The following is a 19066-nucleotide window of genomic DNA, read 5'->3' as shown; positions in this document are numbered from 1 at the left end:
ACCGGCCTTGAGCCAAATATGGTCCAGGTCACACCGCGACATCTCTCTACTATCGTAGAGTCATGGCGAAATGTCCAGCGATCTGAGGAGACCCGGCCCATGAGCCTGAACATCGACCTGTCCGGGCACCGCGCGCTGATCACTGGCGCCGGCCAGGGTGTCGGGCGCAACCTGGCCCTTGCCTTCGCGTCAGCCGGCGCCGAGGTCCTGGTCAACGATCTACGGCCGGACCTCGCCGATGCGGTCGTGACCGAGGTGCGAGACGCGGGGTGGGCAGCGCAGCCGGCACCCTTCGACGTCACCGACTACGACGCCGTGACCGCTGCCCTCGCCGCCGCGGACTCCGTCGACATCCTGGTGAACAATGCCGGCAATGCCGGGGCGCACGGGTTCGGCACTCGCGGACGCTTCGCCGAATCGGCCCCGCACGACTGGGAGCCCTACCTGCGCGTGAATCTCTATGGCGTGCTCAACTGCACGCGTGCCGTCCTGCCGGACATGATCGCCGCTCGATGGGGACGCGTCATCACGATCGTCTCCGATGCCGGCCGGGTCGGCGATCCCAGCTCTGCCGTGTATGCCGCATCCAAGGCCGGCGCGGCCGGATTCACGCGGTCCGTGGCGCTCGAACACGGGCGTTACGGGATCACCGCCAACAACATCGCGCTCGGCACCATGCGCACCCCCGCCACCGAGCCGCTGTGGGCCGAACCCGATTCCACCCAGGCGCAGTCGATCCTGCGCAACTACGTCATACGCCGCCCGGGCTCACCCGACGACGTCGCCCCGCTGGCGGCGATGCTGGCGAGCGGGCACGGCGCCTGGATCACCGGACAGACCATTCCGGTCAACGGTGGATTCTCGTTCGCCCAGTGAGCGTCAGGCCACGGTGATGGCGTCCAGGCGTTCCTTGATGAAATCGGCCGAGGTCACCGGATCCAGCCCGGAGACCCGCCCGATCGGCGGTTCCAGCGGCGTGACGATCGCATCGTGGTTGGCCTCGTAGAAGTAGATCAACGACACCAGATCCTCTTCGGGGGCGTGCGGCTGCGGCGGCAGCACCCGGTGCCGACCCGACGGCCAGCGCCGCCCGCTCCAGTACTCCAACAGGTCACCGATATTGACGGTCAGCGCACCGGGCTCCCAGGGCGCGTCCTCCCAGCCTTCGGCCTCCGAATACACCTGCAGGCCACCGGCGCCCGGCTCGCGATCCAGCACGGTGACGGTGCCGAAGTCGGTGTGCGGGCCGATCCGGAACTGACCGGGCTCGGGTTCTCCGACAACGCTCACCGGCGGGTAATGGTTGATGTTCATCGTCCAGGTGGGCCGGCTCGCCAACGCCGCGAACGGATTGTCGGACAGGCCCAGCGCGTGGGCGAACAAGGCGAGCAGGTCATCGGAGAGCCTGCGCATGGCCGTGGTGTACTCGTCGACCAGGCCCTGCAGGTGCGCCACCTCGGCCGGCCAGACGTTGGGCGCGAACCAGATACGGTCCACCTCCGCATCACCGGTGAGAGTCTCGGCGCCCAGGCTGAAACTCTCTTTCAGATCCGGCGGGGTCTCGGTGCCCTCGGCGTAGGCGTTGGCCTCCGCGCCGGGACCGATCCAGCCGTGCCCGCCGACCGGCACCGAATAGCGTTGTTTGACTTCGTCGGGCAGCGCAAAGAACTCCCGGCTCGCCGCCCGGACCCGCGCGGCCAGTCCCACGTCGACACCGTGACCGGTGACCACGATGAATCCGGCCCGCTGCAGACCCTCGTCGACCTCGGCCGCCAACGCGTCGGCGTCGTCACCACCGGCGTACCAGCGTGAGATGTCCACGGTAGCAATGGCACTCATTCAGCCACCCCGATGTCCTCGTTCCACAGTTCCGGCCGCGCCACGATGAACTCCTCCATCATCGTCACGCAGCGCTGATCATCGAGCAGCGTGATCTGCACGCCGTTCTCGGCCAGCCAGTCGTGCCCGCCGGAGAACGTCTTGGCTTCGCCGATCACGACGGCGCCGATGTTGAACTGGCGCACCAGGCCGCTGCAGTACCAGCACGGCGACAGAGTCGTCACCATCACCGTCGACCGGTAGTCGCGCTGGCGGCCCGCGTTGCGGAACGCGTCGGTCTCGCCGTGCACCGACGGGTCGTCGTTCTGCACGCGACGGTTGTGCCCGCTGCCGAGCAGCACACCGCCGGCGGTGAACAGTGCCGCGCCGATCGGTATCCCGCCCTCGGCCAACCCTTTTCGTGCCTCCTCGACGGCGACGTCGAGCATTTCCTCAGGACTCACAAAGCCACCCGTTCCGCTTGGATCTTGGACCGGCACAACACCAGATAGCTGCCCGCGGCCAGCACGAACCCGACAAAGAACCCGATGTCGCCGAGCTCGGGCACCGCCCGGACCACGAATCCCACGAATAACTCCTGATTGCAGAACAGCAGCACCGACACCACCAGACCGATCAGGAACGACAGTAGACCCGGCCAGTTGGAATACGTGTGGTCATACAGGAATCCGTCCACGCGATGGCCGCGGCGCAGGTACTGATCGGCGAACACCACGCCGAGCCAGGGCCCGACCCAGTACGCGATCAGCAGCAGGAACGTCTCGTAGCTGGCTGCGGCGTCCGCCAGCGCCCACCAGGCGACCAGGAAACCGGCCACCCCGAAGAACACGGTGGCCGTCGCCCGCGCGACGTGGGCGGGCAGTTTGACGCCGGTGGTGACGAAGGCCATCCCGGCCGAGTAGACGTTGATCGCATTGGCCGCCACGGCCCCGATCGCGATGGCCAGCAGCGTCGCGGCCGCCAGCCAGCCGGGCAGCGAGCTGGTGAAGACGTCGGTCGGGTTGTCCGAGACCGCGGCGGTGACGATGGTGACCGAGGCCGCGCCGACGATGGCCAGCACCGAGCTGGCCAGGAACAGTCCGGCCGCGGCGAACAGCCCGGTGCGCACCGGCGAGACGGTGCTGGGCAGGTACCTGCTGAAATCGGCGGCGTACGGCGTCCAGCCCGCGACGTAGCCGAAGGTGGCGCCCACCGTCAGCAGGAATCCGCCCAGTCCGCCGACGCCGCCCTCGACGGCCGGCGCACCCAGATCGGCCTTGGACAAGATCAGCACCGAGGTGATCGCGAAGATCACCGCGAGCACCGGGAACGCCCACCGCTCGAAGGCCTGCACCAGGTTGTGCCCGAAGAATGCCAGGGCGGTCTGCACCGCCACCACCAGTAGCAACGCCAGCAGCGGCGCAATGCCGAACAGCGTCGACAACGCGAATGCGGCGCTGATGCTGTTGGTCGCGAACCAGCCGACGCCGGCGGTCACCGCCATCAGGGTCGAGGGCACGGCATTGCCCTTGTAGCCGAAGGACAGGCGGCCCACCACCATCTGCGGCACACCGAGGCGAGGTCCGCGAGCCGACAGGAACGCGTGCGCCAGCGCGCCGAGCCCGGCACCGAGCAGGATGCCGGCCGCCGCCTGCCAGAACGTCATGCCGAAGTACGAGACGGCGAGCACGCCCAGGAAGATGGTGGCGAACTCCAGGTTGGGCGACGCCCACGTCCACAGCAGTTGGCTCGGCCGACCGTGCCGATCAGCCTCGGCGATGAATTCATTGCCGCCGGGTTCGACCGCGACAATGCGGTCCCGGTAGGTGCCGTCGGTGGTGGGCTCAGCCGCTGTCATTCTGAGCACTTTGACGCGCGCGGCAGATGCTTGCAACCGGAACGTCCGAATTTCACGCCTTCGGATTTCGTCGCCGTACGCCCCCGGTACACCTGGGCGAAGCATGCTGTTCACCGGGTGATGCGTTGGTGGACAAGCGATCCCGAGCGTACGGGGGCATGATGGCGCATGCCACGAAGTCGCGGCGCGGCGGGCGGCAGGTCAGTCGAACTCGGGCGACTCGTGCCGGGTGCGCTTGAGTTCGAAGAAGTGCGGGTAGGACGCGAAGATCACCGAGGCATCCCACAGCTTGCCGGCCTCTTCACCACGCGGGATGCGCGAGAGCACCGGGCCGAAGAACGCGACACCGTTGACGTGGATGGTCGGGGTGCCGACGTCATCACCGACGGCGTCCATGCCCTCGTGATGGCTCTTGCGCAGCGCGTCGTCGTACGTGTCGCTGCCGGCGGCCTCGGCCAGCTCGGCGGGCAGGCCGACCTGCTCCAGCGACTTCTTGATGACCTCGTCGAAGTCCTTGTTGCCCTCGTTGTGGATCAGGGTGCCCATCGCGGTGTACAGCGGCGACAGGATCTCCGAGCCGTGGGCCTGCTCGGCGGCGATCGCCACCCGCACCGGACCCCAGGCCTTCTTCATCATCTCCTGGTAGTTCTCCGGCAGGTCGCGGCCCTCGTTGAGCACCGCCAGGCTCATGACATGGAAGTTCACGTCGATATCGCGAACCTTCTCCACCTCCAGGATCCAGCGCGAGGTGATCCAGCACCACGGGCACAGCGGGTCGAACCAGAATCCTGCGGTGTCCTTCTGAGCCATCAGCCGAGTCCTCTCAGTACGTGCGGGCAGTCTCCACAACGGCACAACTGTTGCCACCCGGCATATGTTCCCCGGCTGCGACTAAGTTGGTCGGCGTGGCTCTCCCCAATCTGACTCGCGACCAGGCGGCCGAACGCGCAACGCTGGTGACCGTCGACAACTACCGCATCGACCTCGACCTCACCACCGGTGAGAAGACGTTCCGGTCGGTCACGACCCTGACGTTCAGCGCCCTCGCCGGCGCGGACACCTATATCGACCTCGCCGCCGACACCGTGCGCAGCGCCACCCTCAACGGCCGCGCGCTGGACGTCTCCGGTTACGACGAGTCCGCCGGCATTGCGCTGAGCGGACTGGCCGAACACAACGAGCTCGTGATCGACGCCGACTGCCTGTACTCGAACACCGGCGAGGGTCTGCACCGCTTCGTCGACCCCGTCGACAACGAGGTGTACCTCTACTCGCAGTTCGAGACCGCGGATGCCAAGCGGATGTTCGCCTGCTTCGATCAGCCCGACCTCAAGGCCACCTTCGACGTCACCGTCAAGGCGCCCGAGCACTGGCAGGTGATCTCCAACGGCGCAACCGCATCCGTGCAGGACGGCCTGCACACCTTCGTCACCACCCCGAAGATGAGCACCTACCTCGTCGCGCTCATCGCCGGGCCGTACGCCCGCTGGGACGACGTCTACACCGACGACCACGGCGACATCCCGCTGGGCATCTTCTGCCGCGCGTCGCTGGCGGAGTTCATGGACGCCGAGCGGCTGTTCACCGAGACCAAGCAGGGCTTCGGCTTCTACCACCGCAACTTCGGCGAACCATACGCGTTCGGCAAGTACGACCAGCTGTTCGTGCCGGAGTTCAACGCCGGCGCCATGGAGAACGCCGGCGCGGTGACCTTCCTGGAGGACTACGTCTTCCGGTCCAAGGTCACCCGGTACAGCTACGAGCGCCGCGCCGAGACCGTGCTGCACGAGATGGCGCACATGTGGTTCGGCGACCTGGTCACCATGCAATGGTGGGATGACCTGTGGCTCAACGAATCCTTCGCCACCTTCGCCTCGGTGCTGTGCCAGGCCGAAGCCACCGAGTACACCCAGGCCTGGACGACGTTCGCCAACGTGGAGAAGTCCTGGGCCTACCGCCAGGATCAGCTGCCGTCCACCCACCCCGTCGCCGCCGACATCCCCGACCTGCACGCAGTCGAGGTGAACTTCGACGGCATCACCTACGCCAAGGGCGCCAGCGTGCTCAAGCAGCTGGTGGCCTACGTCGGGCTGGAGGCATTCCTGGCCGGCCTGCGCGACTACTTCCGCGACCATGCGTTCGGCAACGCCACCTTCGGTGATCTGCTTGGCGCGCTGGAGAAGTCCTCGGGCCGCGACCTGTCCGGGTGGGGGCAGCAGTGGCTCAAGACCACCGGCCTGAACACGCTGCGCGCCGATTTCGACGTCGACGCCGACGGGGCCTTCACCCGTTTCGCGCTGGTGCAGTCCGGTGCCGCACCGGGCGCCGGGGAGACCCGGGTGCACCGCCTGGCCGTCGGCATCTACGACGAGGACGCCTCGGGCAAGTTGGTGCGCGTGCACCGCGAGGAACTCGACGTCGAGGGCGCGCGCACCGATGTGCCCGCGCTGGTGGGTGTTTCGCGCGGCCAGTTCGTGCTGATCAACGACGACGACCTCACCTACTGCTCGTCGCGGCTGGATCCGCAGTCCCTGCAGACGGTGCTGGCCCGCATCGCCGACATCGCCGACCCGCTCCCCCGCACGCTGGCCTGGTCGGCGGCCTGGGAGATGACCCGCGAGGCCGAGATGAAGGCCCGCGACTTCGTGACGCTGGTCATCGGCGGCATCCACGGAGAGACCGAAGTCGGTGTCGCGCAGCGGCTGCTGCTGCAGGCCCAGACCGCGCTGAACTCCTACGCCGATCCGGAGTGGGCCAAGGAGAACGGCTGGCCGGCCTTCGGTGACGCCCTGCTGGACCGGGCCCGTGAGTCGGCTCCCGGATCCGATCACCAGCTGGCGTTCGTGAACGCGCTGTGCACCTCGGTGCTGGCGCCCAACCACATCGCGGTGCTGTCGACCCTGCTGGACAACGAGCCCGCCGCCGTCAACCTGTCCGGGCTGGTCATCGACACCGACCTGCGCTGGCGCATCGTGACCGCACTGGCGGCGGCCGGGGTGATCGATGCCGACGGCACCGACAGCCCGTTCATCGACGCCGAGGCCGAGCGCGACCCGACCGCCGCCGGCAAGCGCAACGCCGCCGCCGCGGCCGCCGCGCGCCCGCAGGTGACGGTGAAGAACGCCGCCTGGCAGCGGGTGATCGAGGATGACACGCTGGCCAACATCACCACCCGCGCGATCGTCGGCGGCTTCGCACAGCCCGGCCAGGGCAACCTGCTCGCGCGCTTCCGGGACCTGTACTTCGCGTCCATCCCGGGCGTGTGGGAACGCCGGTCCAGTGAGGTCGCCCAGACCGTCGTGATCGGGCTCTACCCGTCCTGGGACATCAGCCAGGGCGGGCTGGACGCCGCGGACGCCTTCCTGTCCGGACCCGACGTGCCGCCCGCACTGCACCGGCTGGTGCTGGAGGGGCGTGCGGGCGTGGAACGCGCACTGCGGGCCCGCGCCTTCGATGTGAGCTGATTTCCCGCGGGCGACCGTGTCTGTGCGCCGACACGCCGCACGCCGCGTACAAGCGCGGTCGCTCGCCGGGGACTGCCTACGCTGTGCGCCATGGCCGTGTCGGGTAAGCCCAACAGTCGCAGAGCCCGCGCGGCGCGCAAGCGCACCCGCCGGGTCAAGGCCGTCATCAACGACCTCACCGATGAGCAGTGGGCCGCACTCAGATCCGCCTGGAACGGGTGCGCCTACTGCGGTGTCACCGACAAGCCGATGCAGCGCGACTGCGTCATGGCGATCTCCCGCGGCGGCAGGTACACCATCGAGAACGTGGTGCCCGCGTGCGCGGCGTGTAACGCCAGCAAGTGCAATGAGGAAGTCACGCACTGGATGCGGCGCAAACGCCTCGACGAGCGCACCTTCCTGATGCGCTACATCGAGATCCGTGCTGCGATGACGCAGGCTGTCCTGTAGAGCAATCAGCCCCGGTACCGACGTGCGATACCGGGGCCGATGTGCACAGCTGTCAGCGCGGCGAGACCGCCGCGGAGGTGACGTTGATGGCGCTCACCAGAGCGTCGATGAGGTTGCCGTCGCGCAGCGAGCCGAGGGCGGCGGAGATGCCGAGCGGTGCGGCGGTCTCGATGCCACGGCCCTTCACGTCGGCGCCGTACACGACCTCAATGGCCTTCTGATTCGGCGACACCGCGAACAGCACGGCGTTGTCCGGAGTCGGGACCTTGGCCAGGATCTCGCGGGCGGTGGCCGCGGTATCGGCACCGAGATCTCCGATGAACACCGCGAAACGGGCCTTCGCGTACCGCGAGCCGTACTTCAGCGCGTTGTCCAGAGCGACCAGGTCCTTGGTCGAGAACGGGTAGTGCACCGACAGCTCGCCGGGCTCGGTGACTCCCGAGATCCGGCCGCTGTAGGTCAGCGCGTAGCCGTAGGGCAGCTCGACGTCGGTGCGGGTGGTTGCGAGTTCCTGGTTACCACTTGCCACTTGCGCCACCTCCCACCGTCACGTGCGACCCGTGGCCGCCGTGGCCGTGATCTGCCGGCTCATCGGCCGCCCACAGGATCGGGTCGTGGGTCCACTCGTCGCCGAGCTTGTAGGACTCAGGGTGCGGTCCCTTGTGGCGGTAGGCCAGCGCAGCCAGTACCAGAAACACCACGAGCGGGATCCCACCCATCAGGGCATGGGCTAGGGCTGTACTCACGATGCAAACCGTATCGCAGCGCCGTTCACGCCGCGCCTTCGCCCAGATATCTGACCCATGCCGGGTCGAGTTCCTTCACCGAGGACAGCAGCCGCCAGTGCTGCCCCTTGGGCGGCATGGGTGCCGAGTGCAGCGACCAGCCCAGCTCCGCGAGCGTCCGGTCGGCCTTGCGGTGATTGCACGACGAGCAGGCCGCGACGCAGTTCTCCCAGGAGTGCTCGCCACCGCGACTGCGCGGCACCACATGGTCGACGGTGTCGGCCTTCTGCCCGCAGTACGCGCAGCGGAACCGGTCGCGGTGCATGAGCGCGGCGCGCGTCATCGGGACGCGGGCGCGGTAGGGCACCCGGACGAAGGTGCGCAGCCGGATCACCGACGGGACCACGATGGTGCGGGTCGCCGAATGGATGACCGGCCCGGACGGGTCGTCGTGGACGACGTCGGCTTTACCGCACATCAGCATGATGACGGCCCTGCGCATGGGCAATGCGGTGAGCGGTTCGTAGGTGGAATTCAGCAGCAGCACCCTGCGCCGCCCCCAGACCGAACCCTGGTGGGCGGCAGGCGGAACCTCCAGCACTTGTGAGGAGTGCACGCCGGGAGAATCGGCCACGGCCGTGGGGAATGGGTAGCCCTGTCGTCGAGCAGGGCTTTTCTTGCGCTGCGACATTCGTCCTCCGGAAAGACAGTTCACCACGATTTGGGGCCGATCGCACGGCAATTTTGTCGGTGTTCGCTGGTCAGTCCGGTGAACTTCCGGTGAAAAATCTGTTAGGCTAGCTAAGCGCAGTGACTGACGGAAGGGCCTTACAACCGCTACGGCGGCGACCCAGGCCCCGGCACTGCAGTCGGAGGATTCATCCCCTTGGACACGGTTTCCACCGTCGTCCGCACAACCACCCATGAGTTCGGCCCCGGGCTGCTCATCGACGTCACCGGGCCGGCGCAGTCACCTGACCGACTGCCGGTCATCGTCTGGCTACATGGTGGTGGATGGCGGATGCAGGACCGCACCGCCCGTCCAGACCTGTTACGGCACTTCGCCGTCCATGGTTATGTGATGGCCAGTATCGACTACCGGCTGGCGCCGGGCACCCGGCATCCGGGGCAGTTGCACGATGTCCGGGCCGCGGTGCGCTGGCTGCGGACACACGCCGACCGGTTCGGCGCCGACCCCGGCCGCATCGGGCTGTGGGGCTCGTCGGCCGGTGGCCATCTCGCCGCACTCGCCGGCCTGCATTCCGGTGTCGACAGACTGCCCGGAGAAGGGCCCGCGCCGGTCTCATCCGCGGTGCAGGCGGTGGTCGACGGATACGGTCCGGTCAACCTGTCCCAGGCACGCGCGGGTAGCCCCGAGGCCGATCTGCTGGGCGGCACCGCCGCCGAACGACCGCTGCTCGCCCGGGACGCGAGCCCCGTCGCACACGTGGGTCCGGACGCGCCGCCCTTCCTGATCCTGCACGGACTCCAGGACACCATGGTTCCCGCGGCGCACAGCATCGCCCTCTACGAGGCGCTGGCAGGCAACGGCGACGATGCCGCGCTGTACCTGATCGACGGGTTCGGTCACGGGTTCCTCAATCCGGGCGACGTCCTGGAACTCGGACCCGGCCAGTCGCTCGACCAGGGCCACCTGGAACGCGAACCGCAGGCGCCCACCGCGGTGCGATCCACCGCCCGGTTGCGCGCTTTCACCGCACGGCACCGGTACGCCTCCTTCCCCACCATCGAAGCCTTCTTCGCCCACACCTTGAAAACTCATCCATCGAAAGACGTGCCATGACACTCGACATCCCCACCCTCGATGACGTCCAGGCCGCCGCACCGCTGCAGAACGCACTGCCGGGGCGCTGCCTGCCCTACCACCTGGCCGCCGGCGAAGGGCTGCGCTACGAACTCGGCGGCCAACTCGTCACCGTCATCGCCCGGCCCGAGGACACCGGAGGCCAGTTCGGCGCGGCGTACGTCTACGGCGCCAAGGGCACCGAGACCGGCTTCGTGTCCCACGATGACGAGCACCGCTTCCTCTACCTCACCGACGGAGCGCTGCAGGTGTGGCTGCCCGGCGAGACGCACCACCTGGTGCCCGGGGATTCGGTGACCATCCCGGCCGGCACCCCGTACGCCTACCGGATGCTGGCACACCGCACCCGGTTCCTGAGCTGGCTGACCGGTGGCGGTCACCGGTGGGCGCAGTCCGTGGGCCGCGAGACGGCGTCGCACGTGTACGACGCCGGGGTGTCCCCCGCGCAGCAGTCCGAGACGGCCGAACGCTTCGGCATCCGCGCCCATGATCTGGAGAAGAAGTCGCTGCCTCCGGTCACCGGTGTGGGCCTGCCCGCCGGCGCCACTCCCTACGTGTTGCGGGCCGGTGAGGGTGATCGTCTGGCCGGCGAGGACCAGCTCAACACGTTCCTGGCCCGGCCGCGCAACACCGATGCCACCTACTTCGCGTTGCACACCATCGGCGTCAAGAGCGACTACATTCCGCGGCACTTCCACCGCGAGCACACCGAGAACTTCTTCTGCCTGGAAGGCCGGATCCTGCTGCACGTCAACGGCCAGGAACTGCTGCTCACCAAGGGCGACTTCGTGCACGCCCCGGCGGGCACCGTGCACAGCTTCGCGTTCGACAGCCACACCACGCAGATGCTCGGCCTGTTGACGACCGGGGTGTTCGAGAAGTTCTTCGACTACATGAACACCCCGACCGAGGCGTATGTGCACGCCGAGGGCACCGCTGTCGGCTTTCCCGCCGAGGGTTTCGCCCGGGCCCGCGCGGAGCTCGACCTCGTAGTCGTCGGCCCCCCACCGGTGCGTGGCGGCTAGATCGGGAACAATGGGTGTGGTGACTCAGCCGCAACGCTCGTTCTACGACGAAGTCGGAGGCCATGCCACGTTCGCCGCGATCGTGGCGCGGTTCTACGAGCAGGTGCGCGACGACGAGATCCTGCTGCCGCTGTATCCCGAGGGCGATATGGACGGCGCCGAGGAGCGGCTGCGGCTGTTCCTGGAGCAGTACTGGGGCGGGCCGCGCACCTACTCCGACGAGCGCGGCCACCCGCGGCTGCGGATGCGTCACTCACCGTTCCGGATCGGTTACCTCGAACGTGACGCCTGGCTGCGGTGCATGCACACCGCGGTCGCCTCGATCGACTCGGCGACCCTGGACGACGCCCACCGGCGGGCCCTGCTGGACTACCTGCAGATGGCCGCCGATTCGATGGTCAACTCCGCTTTCTGATGACACCGTGGTGGTCGCGGGCCGTGTTCTATCAGGTCTACCCGCGCTCGTTCGCCGACAGCAACGGTGACGGCGTCGGGGATCTCGACGGCATCACCGAGCGGCTGGACTATCTGGCCGAACTCGGGGTGCAGGCCCTGTGGCTCAACCCGGTGATGGTGTCCCCGATGGCCGACCACGGCTACGACGTCTCGGACCCCCGCGATATCGACCCGCTGTTCGGTGATCTGAACGCGCTGGACCGGCTGGTCGAGGCCGCGCACGCCCGCGGTATCCGACTCACCATGGATCTGGTGCCCAATCACGTGAGCTCCGCGCATCCGTGGTTCGTCGAGGCACTGGCCGACCCGGCACGCCGGGACCGCTTCATCTTCCGCGACGGGGTCGGCGACCAGCCGCCCAACAACTGGGTGTCGATATTCGGCGGGCCGGCCTGGACCCGGGTGGACGACGGGCAGTGGTACCTGCACCTGTTCGACGCCGCCCAGCCCGACCTGAACTGGGAGCACCCCGAGGTCTTCGAGGATATCGAGAAGACCCTGCGGTTCTGGCTGGACCGCGGTGTGGACGGGTTCCGCATCGACGTGGCGCACGGGATGGCCAAGCCGCAGACACTGCCGGACATGGATCTGCGCGAGAACGAACTGTTGCGCAACAAGGCCGACGACCCCCGCTTCGACAACGAGGCCGTGCACGACATCCACCGGTTCATCCGCACCGTGCTCGACGACTATCCCGACGCCGTCACCATCGGCGAGATCTGGGTGCACGGCAACGAACAGTTCGCCAAATATCTGCGTCCCGACGAACTGCACCTGGGCTTCAACTTCCAACTGGTACAGACCGATTACGACGCGGCGGGAATCCGGGCGGCCATCGACAACTCGCTGGACGCGGCAGCACTGGCCGGGGCGGCACCGACGTGGACACTGTCCAATCACGATGTGCCGCGCGAAGTCAGCCGGTACGGCGGCGGCGCTGCCGGGTTACGGCGGGCACGCGCCATGGCGCTGGTGAAGCTCGCACTGCCGGGATCGGTGTTCGTCTACAACGGCGCCGAACTGGGCCTGCCCAATGTCGAGCTACCCGACGACGTGTTGCAGGATCCGGTGTGGGAGCGCTCCGGCCGGATAGAACGCGGCCGTGACGGCTGCCGGGTTCCGTTGCCGTGGAGCGGTTCTGCGCCGCCGTTCGGGTTCTCCTCGGCACCGGACACCTGGTTGCCGATGCCTGCGGACTGGGCATCGCTCACGGTCGAGGCGCAGCGGGGCGACCCGGGGTCGACGCTGACGCTCTACCGGCGGGCCATCGCGTTACGCAGCGGGCGTGCCGAATTCGCCGGCAACACCGTGGAGTGGCTGAGCGATTCGGTGTTCCGGCGACCCGGTGGACTGGTGTGCGCGTTCAACGCCGGCGCTGCGCCCATCGCGCTTCCGGACGGCGAGGTGCTGCTGACCAGCGGGCCGCTGGTGGACGGAAAGCTGGCACCTGACACCGCTGCGTGGTTGGTGTAGCTCAGCCGCGCACCATCACCTGAGCACCATCGCCGGGTCGCCCAGGCGCCGGTACACCGTGCCAAACCGCGCGTCGACCCGCAGCCACGCGGGATGCACGCGGACCCGCACGATCTCGTCCGAGGACAGCACGTCGGCGCTCTGCGGCAGAAACCCCATGGCGGTCAACGCGAAGACGCAACGCATCGGGATACCGACCGTGGTCTCCCCTGCGCTGACCGCGAGGACCTCCTGATCCAGCAGCGAGGCCGGCGGCCCGTGCGCGCTGCTGTGTTCCTTGGCCAGCGCGGTGCCCCGCTCCACCAGTTCCAGGATCGCCCAGGCCGGCACATCGTCGAGGTGCGTGAACCCGGTATCGGGCGGCAGCACACCACGCCACGCGGAATCCATCGCGAAACCCGGCTCGACATAACCGGAGGCGTCCATCGCCGACAGCGAGCGCACCAAGGTGTCCGCTCCCGCCGACAGGTCCGTCGGGCGCACCCGACCGGCGACCACCCGGCTGGCCAGCACATCGAATCCGGTGGACACCCAGGCCACCACCTGCCCGCTGCCCGCACGCTCCCGGAACCGGATCACCGCCGAGTCGTCGAGCCGCAGCGCCCGGTCGACGAAGGTGGACAGGTCTTTACGGTGCGCGGCGTCATCGAGCCACAAACCGCGTTCGGGGCTGTTCACCGCTGGTAGCGCTGCAGGTACTCGCGGTGATGCGGCAGCAGCCGCACCAGCTTCTGCTCCTCGATGTTGAAGGCCGCCAGCTGGGTCTCGCCGATCACCGCGGGCTTGGACTCCGGATCGGCGTGCACCGAGCGCACCTCATAGCCCAGGTTGAAGTCCACCGCGCGTAGCCTGCTCACCCAGATGGTCACCTGCAACGGCGAATCCATCAGGCGCAGTTGCCCTTTGTAGGTGACCTTCACCTCGGCGATCAGCAACCCGATGGTCTCGATGTCGTTGACGAACGGCTCGTGCAGAAAAGGCACCCGGGCCTCTTCGAGGATCGTGACCATGGTGGCGTGGTTGACGTGCTGGTACATGTCGATATCCGACCAGCGCACCGGCACCGGTGTGGTGAAACGCTCAGCCACTTGTTCCTGTTCCTGTCGTTCGCGTCATGCTGCGGATCTGGCGGGCCGCCACCGACAGCGTCGCCAGATCGAGCTGACCGTCTCGGTGGATCTCGTCGAGGGTGCGTTGCGCCCGATCGACGCGGGAACTATTGGTCAGCTCCCACTCCTCGATCTTCTGCTCACCCGTCTCGTCAGGCTCGCCGACGGCCAGCACATCGAAGCACAGCGCCCGCAGCGAACCATAGATGTCATCGCGGATCGCCAAGCGCGCCAACGAATGCCACCGATCATCGCGCTCCAGCTGCGAGATCGCGGTGAGCAGGCCGTCGATGCCGAGATGGTCCATCAGCGCGAAGTAGGCGTCGGCCACCTCGGCGGCATCGCGGTCGGCGATATCGGCGATGTCGATGACGTCGAGCAGGCTGTAGCGGTACAGGCCGGTGGCGACGGTGTAGGCCAGTTCCTTGGACACACCCTGCGCTTCGAACTCGCCGGACTCCTTGGCCACGATCGCCTTGTCGTCACCGCGCAGCCATTTCGACATCTGCGGCGACAGCAGCGCCACCTTCTCGGCGAACCGGTTGATCTCGGCGCCGACCGCCAGCGGCTGCGGCCGGTAGTTGATCAGCCAGCGCCCGGCCCGGTCGATGACCCGGCGCAGGTCCAGCGTCATGCGGTCGGTCACCGCACACGGAATCCCTTCGGCACCGGCGGCTTTGATGCCCTGCCAGATCTCGCCGATGCCGAAGATCGCATCGGTGGCGACATAGCTGCGCACCGCGTCGACCGGACCCACGCCGGTGTCCTCGGTCATCCGGTAGGCGTAGGTGATTCCGCTGGTGTCCACCAGATCGTTGACCAGCATCGTGGTGACGATCTCGCGACGCAGCTGATGGGAACGGATTTCGCTGGTGAACCGGTCGCGCAGTTCCACCGGGAAGTACTGCGGCAGTCGCGAGGCGAACACTTCCTGGTCGGGCAGGTCGGTGCGCAGCAGCTCGTCCTTGAGCGCGAGCTTGACATGGGCCATCAAGGTCGCCAGTTCCGGTGAGGTCAAACCGATCCCGAGCTCGTGGCGGCGCCTGATCTCCTTCTCCGACGGTAGCGCCTCCAGCTCGCGGTTGAGCCCCCGGTCGGTGACGAACTCCTTGATCTGCCGGGCGTGCACCTGCAGCAGGCTGGCCGCGTTCGCGCGGCTGGTGCCCATCAGATCGTTCTGATCGATGTTGTCGGCCAGCACCAGCAGGCCCACCTCGTCGGTCATCGACATGAGCAGCGGGGTGCGCTCATCGGCGCTCACCTTGCCCGCGGTCACCAGCGAGTCGATCAGGATCTTGATGTTGACCTCGTGGTCCGAGCAGTCCACACCCGCGGAGTTGTCCAGCGCATCGGTGTTGATCCGGCCGCCGGCGAGGTCGAACTCGATGCGTCCGCGCTGGGTGACGCCGAGGTTGCCACCCTCACCGAAGACCTTGACCCGCAACTGGTTTCCGTTGACGCGGATGGCGTCGTTGGCGCGGTCGCCGACGTCGACATCGGATTCGGTCTCGGCCTTGACGTAGGTGCCGATACCGCCGTTCCAGAACAGGTCCACCGGCGCCAGCAGCACCGCCTTCATCAGCGCCGGCGGCGTCATCTCCTCGACACCGTCGGGCAGGCCCAGGGCCTCACGCACCTGCGGGCTGATCGGGATGGACTTCTGTTGCCGGCTGAACACCCCGCCGCCCTCGCTGATCAGCGTGCGGTCGTAATCCGCCCAGCTGGATCGTGGCAGGGCGAACATGCGCTCCCGTTCCGCGAAGGAGGCGGCGGCGTCCGGGTTGGGGTCCAGGAAGATGTCGCGGTGATCGAAGGCCGCGATCAGCCGGATGTGCGGGGACAGCAGCATGCCGTTGCCGAACACGTCACCGCTCATGTCGCCGACACCGGCGACGGTGAAGTCCTGGGACTGGGTGTCGACGCCGATCTCGCGGAAGTGCCGCTTGACCGATTCCCAGGCGCCCTTGGCGGTGATGCCCATCGCCTTGTGGTCATAGCCCACCGATCCGCCGGAGGCGAAGGCATCCCCGAGCCAGAAACCGTAGGAATGCGCAACATCATTGGCGATATCGGAGAAGGTGGCCGTGCCCTTGTCGGCGGCGACCACCAGGTAGGCGTCATCCCCGTCGCGGCGCACCACACCGGCCGGGGTGATCACGGCTCCGCTGGACTTGTCGACGTTGTCGGTCAGGTCGAGCAGTCCCGAGATGAACAGCCGGTAGCAGGCCACGCCCTCGGCGCGGGTGGCGTCGCGATCCACCGCGGCGTCGCCACTGGGCAGCGGCGGCGATTTGACGACGAAGCCGCCCTTGGCGCCCACCGGGACGATGACGGCGTTCTTCACCGCCTGCGCCTTGACCAGACCGAGGACCTCGGTGCGGAAGTCCTCGCGGCGGTCCGACCAGCGCAACCCGCCGCGGGCGACGAATCCGAACCGCAGGTGCACGCCCTCCACGCGGGGTGAGTAGACGAAGATCTCGAAGCGCGGCTTGGGCAACGGTAGTTCGTCGATGAGCCCCGGATTGAGCTTGTAGGACAGCACATTCTGGGCGCGTGCCGAGTCCGGGCTGTCGACGAAGTAGTTGGTGCGCAGGGTCGCCTGGATCAGGCCGGCGAAGGCCCGCAGCACGCGATCGGTGTCCAGACTGACCAGGGCGTCGATGTCGGCGGCGACGGCGGCCGCCGCGGTCTGGGCGTCCAGTTTGCGACCACCGGCCTCGACATCGGCTTCCAGGGTGAACAGAGCCTCGAACAGCTCCACCAACGACCGCGCGGTGTGCGGGTTGCCGTTGAGCACACCCTCGACATGGGACTGGCTGTACGGGAATCCCGCCTGGCGCAGGTACTTCGCGTAGCCGCGCAGGATGGTGACCTGCTGCCAGGTCAGACCGGCCCGCAATACCAGTTCGTTGAAGTGGTCGATCTCGGCCCGGCCGTGCCAGATGGCGGTCACCGTGTCGGCGAACCGCTTGGCAACATCCTCGATCTCGGACTCGGGGGTCGTCGGGATGGACTGATGCGGGGACACCACGAACTGGTAGATCCAGACCACCAGGCCGTCGGGTCGGGTGACGGTGAACGGCCGCTCCTCGAGCACCACCACGCCCATGCACTGCAACATCGGCAGCAGTTCGGACAGCGAGGCCGATCGGCCACCCAGGTACCAGGTGAGCAGATCCACCCGCTCCGCTCCGCCGTCACGGAACACCAGTTTGACCGAATTGTCCTGCAGCTCTTCGATGATCGCGATGTCTTCGATGGCAGCCTGCGGGGTGAAGGCCTGCTTGTAGATCTCCGGGAACGCCCCGGCGTAGTACTCGGCGTCGGCCAGGCTGATCGATTCGGTCTTGACCGACCCGATCAGGCGGTCCGCCCAGGTGCGGGCGGCCTCGGTGAGCAGATGCTGGATCCGGATCTCGTTGTCCGCAGAGGTGTCGATATCCGCCCGCTGGCTGCCGTCGGGCATCTTCACGGTGAAATGCACGACTGCCCAGGGTGATTCACTGACCCTGGCGGCGTACTCGATACTGACGCCGCCGAGCTCGCGGACCAGGATGTCCTGGATCGCCAACCGCACCGCGGTGGTGTACCGGTCGCGCGGCAGGTACACCAGCGCCGAGACGAAGTGGCCCAGCTGGTCGGCGCGCAGGAACAGCAGCGCCCGCCGCAGCGATCCGAGATCGACGACCGCCCGTGCCATCTCCAGCAGATCGGGAGTGTGCAGCGCGAACAGCTCGGACCGCGGGATGGTCTGGATGACGTCGAGCATCAGCTGACCGGGATGGCTGGGGTCGGAGTGTGACTGCGCCAACGCCTCGTCCACGCGCCGTGAGATCAGCGGGATCTCCAGCACGTTGGCGTTCATCGCGGCCACCGTGAACAAGCCGACGAAGCGGTGCTCGACGGCCTGGTTGGAGGCGGGCCCGGCCGGGTTCTCCCGGACCACCACGATGTAGGGGTAGGCGCCGTAGCGCAGGAAGCTGGGCATGGTGGCCTGCGCCAGGACCAGCAGATCGTCGGCCTCGGTCAGCTGCGGCAGCACATCGGTGCGCAACTTGAGGATGCCCAGCCGGCTGGCCGGGTCCACGGTGGCCTGACCGTTGTGCACCGCGCACCGCTGGTAACCGAGCAGCACGAAGTGACCGTCACCGAGCCAGTGCAGCAGGGCGGCGACATCACGGCGGTCCGGGCCCGGAAAGTGCCCGGCGTGATCGGAATCCAGGGCGTTGGCCAGCCCGATCAGCGTCGCGTTGAGCGCCGCCGAATCGGCAGCGACCTGCCGGGCGTCGGCGAGTACCGACGGCAGCAGGCCCGCCACCTCGTCCACCGCCGCGGGATCTGCGGTCGGCGACAGCCCGACGTGGATCCACATCTCGTCGGCTCCGTCGGGGGCATCCGGATCCGAGGCCGGCGCCAGCGCCAGCAGCTCACCGTCGGAGCCCCGGCGGGCGCGCAGCACCGGGTTCATCACCCATACGTAGGCGACACCGAGACGGTGTAGCAGCACCGTCACCGAATCCATCAGCATGGCGCTGTAGTCGGTGACGACCTGGATCGCCGGGCCGAAGCCACCCGGGTCGTCGGCCGGGTACACCGCCACCAGGGTCTCCCCCGGCGTGCGGCGGTGGCCCATCTTGGTGTGCGCCGCGAGCAGCTGCGGTGTCACCTTCGTCGGGGCGCCACGTTCGATCGGTGCGGTGACCGCGGTGTCGGCCGCGGGCGCGTCACCGTGCGGACCGTGGTGGGTCTCGACGTAGGCGCTCGTCAGTCGCGAAAGTGCGTCCTGACTCAGCTGCACCTGTTCAGTGGTTCCGGGATTCACCGTCATGCCCAAGGCTCCTCACCTCTTGCCTCTGCGCTGAG

General features: G+C 67.8%; 17 protein-coding genes. 7 read left to right on the top strand and 10 right to left on the bottom strand.

Features of this window, described 5'->3' with window-relative positions; all coding sequences use genetic code 11:
* The first annotated feature begins 99 nt into the window (after nucleotides 1-99).
* Nucleotides 100-876: an SDR family NAD(P)-dependent oxidoreductase gene (locus ASE48_RS23345; RefSeq protein WP_057169543.1), complete on the top strand. Its 777-nt coding sequence runs from the start codon at nucleotides 100-102 to the stop codon at nucleotides 874-876.
* A gap of 3 nt (nucleotides 877-879) precedes the next feature.
* Here ASE48_RS23345 and ASE48_RS23340 read toward each other — a convergent pair whose 3' ends face one another.
* From ASE48_RS23340 to ASE48_RS23325, 4 genes are all read right to left on the bottom strand, one after another.
* Nucleotides 880-1839, bottom strand: a complete 960-nt coding sequence (locus ASE48_RS23340; RefSeq protein ID WP_057169542.1) for an isopenicillin N synthase family dioxygenase — start codon at nucleotides 1837-1839, stop codon at nucleotides 880-882.
* Complete coding sequence (locus ASE48_RS23335) at nucleotides 1836-2267, bottom strand: nucleoside deaminase (protein WP_082614380.1); 432 nt, start codon at nucleotides 2265-2267, stop codon at nucleotides 1836-1838. Before ASE48_RS23335 ends, ASE48_RS23340 begins: the two co-directional genes overlap by 4 nt.
* A gap of 11 nt (nucleotides 2268-2278) precedes the next feature.
* A complete protein-coding gene (locus ASE48_RS23330; RefSeq protein WP_057169540.1) occupies nucleotides 2279-3676 on the bottom strand; it encodes a purine-cytosine permease family protein in 1398 nt (465 codons plus the stop codon).
* A 201-nt stretch (nucleotides 3677-3877) separates the two neighbouring features.
* Complete coding sequence (locus ASE48_RS23325; protein ID WP_057169539.1) at nucleotides 3878-4486, bottom strand: mycothiol-dependent nitroreductase Rv2466c family protein; 609 nt, start codon at nucleotides 4484-4486, stop codon at nucleotides 3878-3880.
* Between the two features lie 95 nt (nucleotides 4487-4581).
* On the opposite strand from ASE48_RS23325, the gene pepN reads away from it, so the two are divergent.
* Both pepN and ASE48_RS23315 read left to right on the top strand, forming a co-directional pair.
* Nucleotides 4582-7140 carry an aminopeptidase N gene (gene pepN, locus ASE48_RS23320; protein WP_057169991.1) on the top strand — a complete coding sequence of 853 codons (2559 nt, stop codon included), beginning with the start codon at nucleotides 4582-4584 and terminating at the stop codon, nucleotides 7138-7140.
* Between the two features lie 90 nt (nucleotides 7141-7230).
* Nucleotides 7231-7590, top strand: a complete 360-nt coding sequence (locus ASE48_RS23315; RefSeq protein WP_057169538.1) for an HNH endonuclease — start codon at nucleotides 7231-7233, stop codon at nucleotides 7588-7590.
* A 52-nt stretch (nucleotides 7591-7642) separates the two neighbouring features.
* On the opposite strand, the gene ASE48_RS23310 is transcribed toward ASE48_RS23315, so the two are convergent.
* The 3 genes from ASE48_RS23310 to ASE48_RS23300 are packed head-to-tail and all read right to left on the bottom strand — an operon-like array spanning nucleotide 7643 to nucleotide 9006.
* Nucleotides 7643-8119, bottom strand: a complete 477-nt coding sequence (locus tag ASE48_RS23310) for a DUF5130 domain-containing protein (RefSeq protein ID WP_057169537.1) — start codon at nucleotides 8117-8119, stop codon at nucleotides 7643-7645.
* A complete protein-coding gene (gene ctaJ / locus ASE48_RS23305; protein ID WP_057169536.1) occupies nucleotides 8106-8309 on the bottom strand; it encodes an aa3-type cytochrome oxidase subunit CtaJ in 204 nt (67 codons plus the stop codon). Before ctaJ ends, ASE48_RS23310 begins: the two co-directional genes overlap by 14 nt.
* Nucleotides 8310-8361: 52 nt before the next feature.
* Entirely contained in the window at nucleotides 8362-9006 is a 645-nt protein-coding gene (locus ASE48_RS23300; protein ID WP_057169535.1) for an HNH endonuclease, read from the bottom strand.
* A 195-nt stretch (nucleotides 9007-9201) separates the two neighbouring features.
* Here ASE48_RS23300 and ASE48_RS23295 point away from each other — a divergent pair, with 195 nt between their 5' ends.
* Genes ASE48_RS23295 through ASE48_RS23280 form a run of 4 tightly spaced genes read left to right on the top strand, consistent with a single transcriptional unit; the run spans nucleotide 9202 to nucleotide 13094 of the window.
* Complete coding sequence (locus ASE48_RS23295) at nucleotides 9202-10119, top strand: alpha/beta hydrolase (RefSeq protein ID WP_057169534.1); 918 nt, start codon at nucleotides 9202-9204, stop codon at nucleotides 10117-10119.
* A complete protein-coding gene (locus tag ASE48_RS23290) occupies nucleotides 10116-11165 on the top strand; it encodes a quercetin 2,3-dioxygenase (protein WP_057169533.1) in 1050 nt (349 codons plus the stop codon). The genes ASE48_RS23295 and ASE48_RS23290 overlap by 4 nt, the downstream gene beginning before the upstream one ends.
* A gap of 10 nt (nucleotides 11166-11175) precedes the next feature.
* Entirely contained in the window at nucleotides 11176-11580 is a 405-nt protein-coding gene (locus tag ASE48_RS23285) for a globin (RefSeq protein WP_082614379.1), read from the top strand.
* Nucleotides 11580-13094 carry a glycoside hydrolase family 13 protein gene (locus ASE48_RS23280; RefSeq protein ID WP_057169532.1) on the top strand — a complete coding sequence of 505 codons (1515 nt, stop codon included), beginning with the start codon at nucleotides 11580-11582 and terminating at the stop codon, nucleotides 13092-13094. Before ASE48_RS23285 ends, ASE48_RS23280 begins: the two co-directional genes overlap by 1 nt.
* Before the next feature lie 15 nt (nucleotides 13095-13109).
* On the opposite strand, the gene ASE48_RS23275 is transcribed toward ASE48_RS23280, so the two are convergent.
* Genes ASE48_RS23275 through ASE48_RS23265 form a run of 3 tightly spaced genes read right to left on the bottom strand, consistent with a single transcriptional unit; the run spans nucleotide 13110 to nucleotide 19031 of the window.
* Nucleotides 13110-13772, bottom strand: coding sequence for a hypothetical protein (locus tag ASE48_RS23275; protein ID WP_057169531.1), 663 nt, complete (start codon nucleotides 13770-13772; stop codon nucleotides 13110-13112).
* Nucleotides 13769-14182, bottom strand: a complete 414-nt coding sequence (locus ASE48_RS23270; protein ID WP_057169530.1) for an acyl-CoA thioesterase — start codon at nucleotides 14180-14182, stop codon at nucleotides 13769-13771. The genes ASE48_RS23275 and ASE48_RS23270 overlap by 4 nt, the downstream gene beginning before the upstream one ends.
* Complete coding sequence (locus ASE48_RS23265; protein WP_057169529.1) at nucleotides 14175-19031, bottom strand: NAD-glutamate dehydrogenase; 4857 nt, start codon at nucleotides 19029-19031, stop codon at nucleotides 14175-14177. Before ASE48_RS23265 ends, ASE48_RS23270 begins: the two co-directional genes overlap by 8 nt.
* Nucleotides 19032-19066 lie beyond the last annotated feature (35 nt).

The organism is Mycobacterium sp. Root265 (genome assembly GCF_001428895.1).
In the GTDB taxonomy this organism is placed as follows: Bacteria; Actinomycetota; Actinomycetes; order Mycobacteriales; family Mycobacteriaceae; genus Mycobacterium.
Note: the sequence above shows the minus strand (reverse complement) of the source record. Positions and strands in the feature narration are given on the sequence as shown.

Excerpts from the sequence above, each read along its gene's own strand:
- ASE48_RS23345 (WP_057169543.1), top strand. The coding sequence starts at position 100 with ATGAGCCTGAACATCGACCTGTCCGGGCACCGCGCGCTGATCACTGGC.
- ASE48_RS23340 (WP_057169542.1), bottom strand. The coding sequence starts at position 1,839 with ATGAGTGCCATTGCTACCGTGGACATCTCACGCTGGTACGCCGGTGGT.
- ASE48_RS23335 (WP_082614380.1), bottom strand. The coding sequence starts at position 2,267 with ATGCTCGACGTCGCCGTCGAGGAGGCACGAAAAGGGTTGGCCGAGGGC.
- ASE48_RS23330 (WP_057169540.1), bottom strand. The coding sequence starts at position 3,676 with ATGACAGCGGCTGAGCCCACCACCGACGGCACCTACCGGGACCGCATT.
- ASE48_RS23325 (WP_057169539.1), bottom strand. The coding sequence starts at position 4,486 with ATGGCTCAGAAGGACACCGCAGGATTCTGGTTCGACCCGCTGTGCCCG.
- ASE48_RS23315 (WP_057169538.1), top strand. The coding sequence starts at position 7,231 with ATGGCCGTGTCGGGTAAGCCCAACAGTCGCAGAGCCCGCGCGGCGCGC.
- ctaJ (WP_057169536.1), bottom strand. The coding sequence starts at position 8,309 with ATGGGTGGGATCCCGCTCGTGGTGTTTCTGGTACTGGCTGCGCTGGCC.
- ASE48_RS23300 (WP_057169535.1), bottom strand. The coding sequence starts at position 9,006 with ATGTCGCAGCGCAAGAAAAGCCCTGCTCGACGACAGGGCTACCCATTC.
- ASE48_RS23290 (WP_057169533.1), top strand. The coding sequence starts at position 10,116 with ATGACACTCGACATCCCCACCCTCGATGACGTCCAGGCCGCCGCACCG.
- ASE48_RS23285 (WP_082614379.1), top strand. The coding sequence starts at position 11,176 with ATGGGTGTGGTGACTCAGCCGCAACGCTCGTTCTACGACGAAGTCGGA.
- ASE48_RS23280 (WP_057169532.1), top strand. The coding sequence starts at position 11,580 with ATGACACCGTGGTGGTCGCGGGCCGTGTTCTATCAGGTCTACCCGCGC.
- ASE48_RS23265 (WP_057169529.1), bottom strand. The coding sequence starts at position 19,031 with ATGACGGTGAATCCCGGAACCACTGAACAGGTGCAGCTGAGTCAGGAC.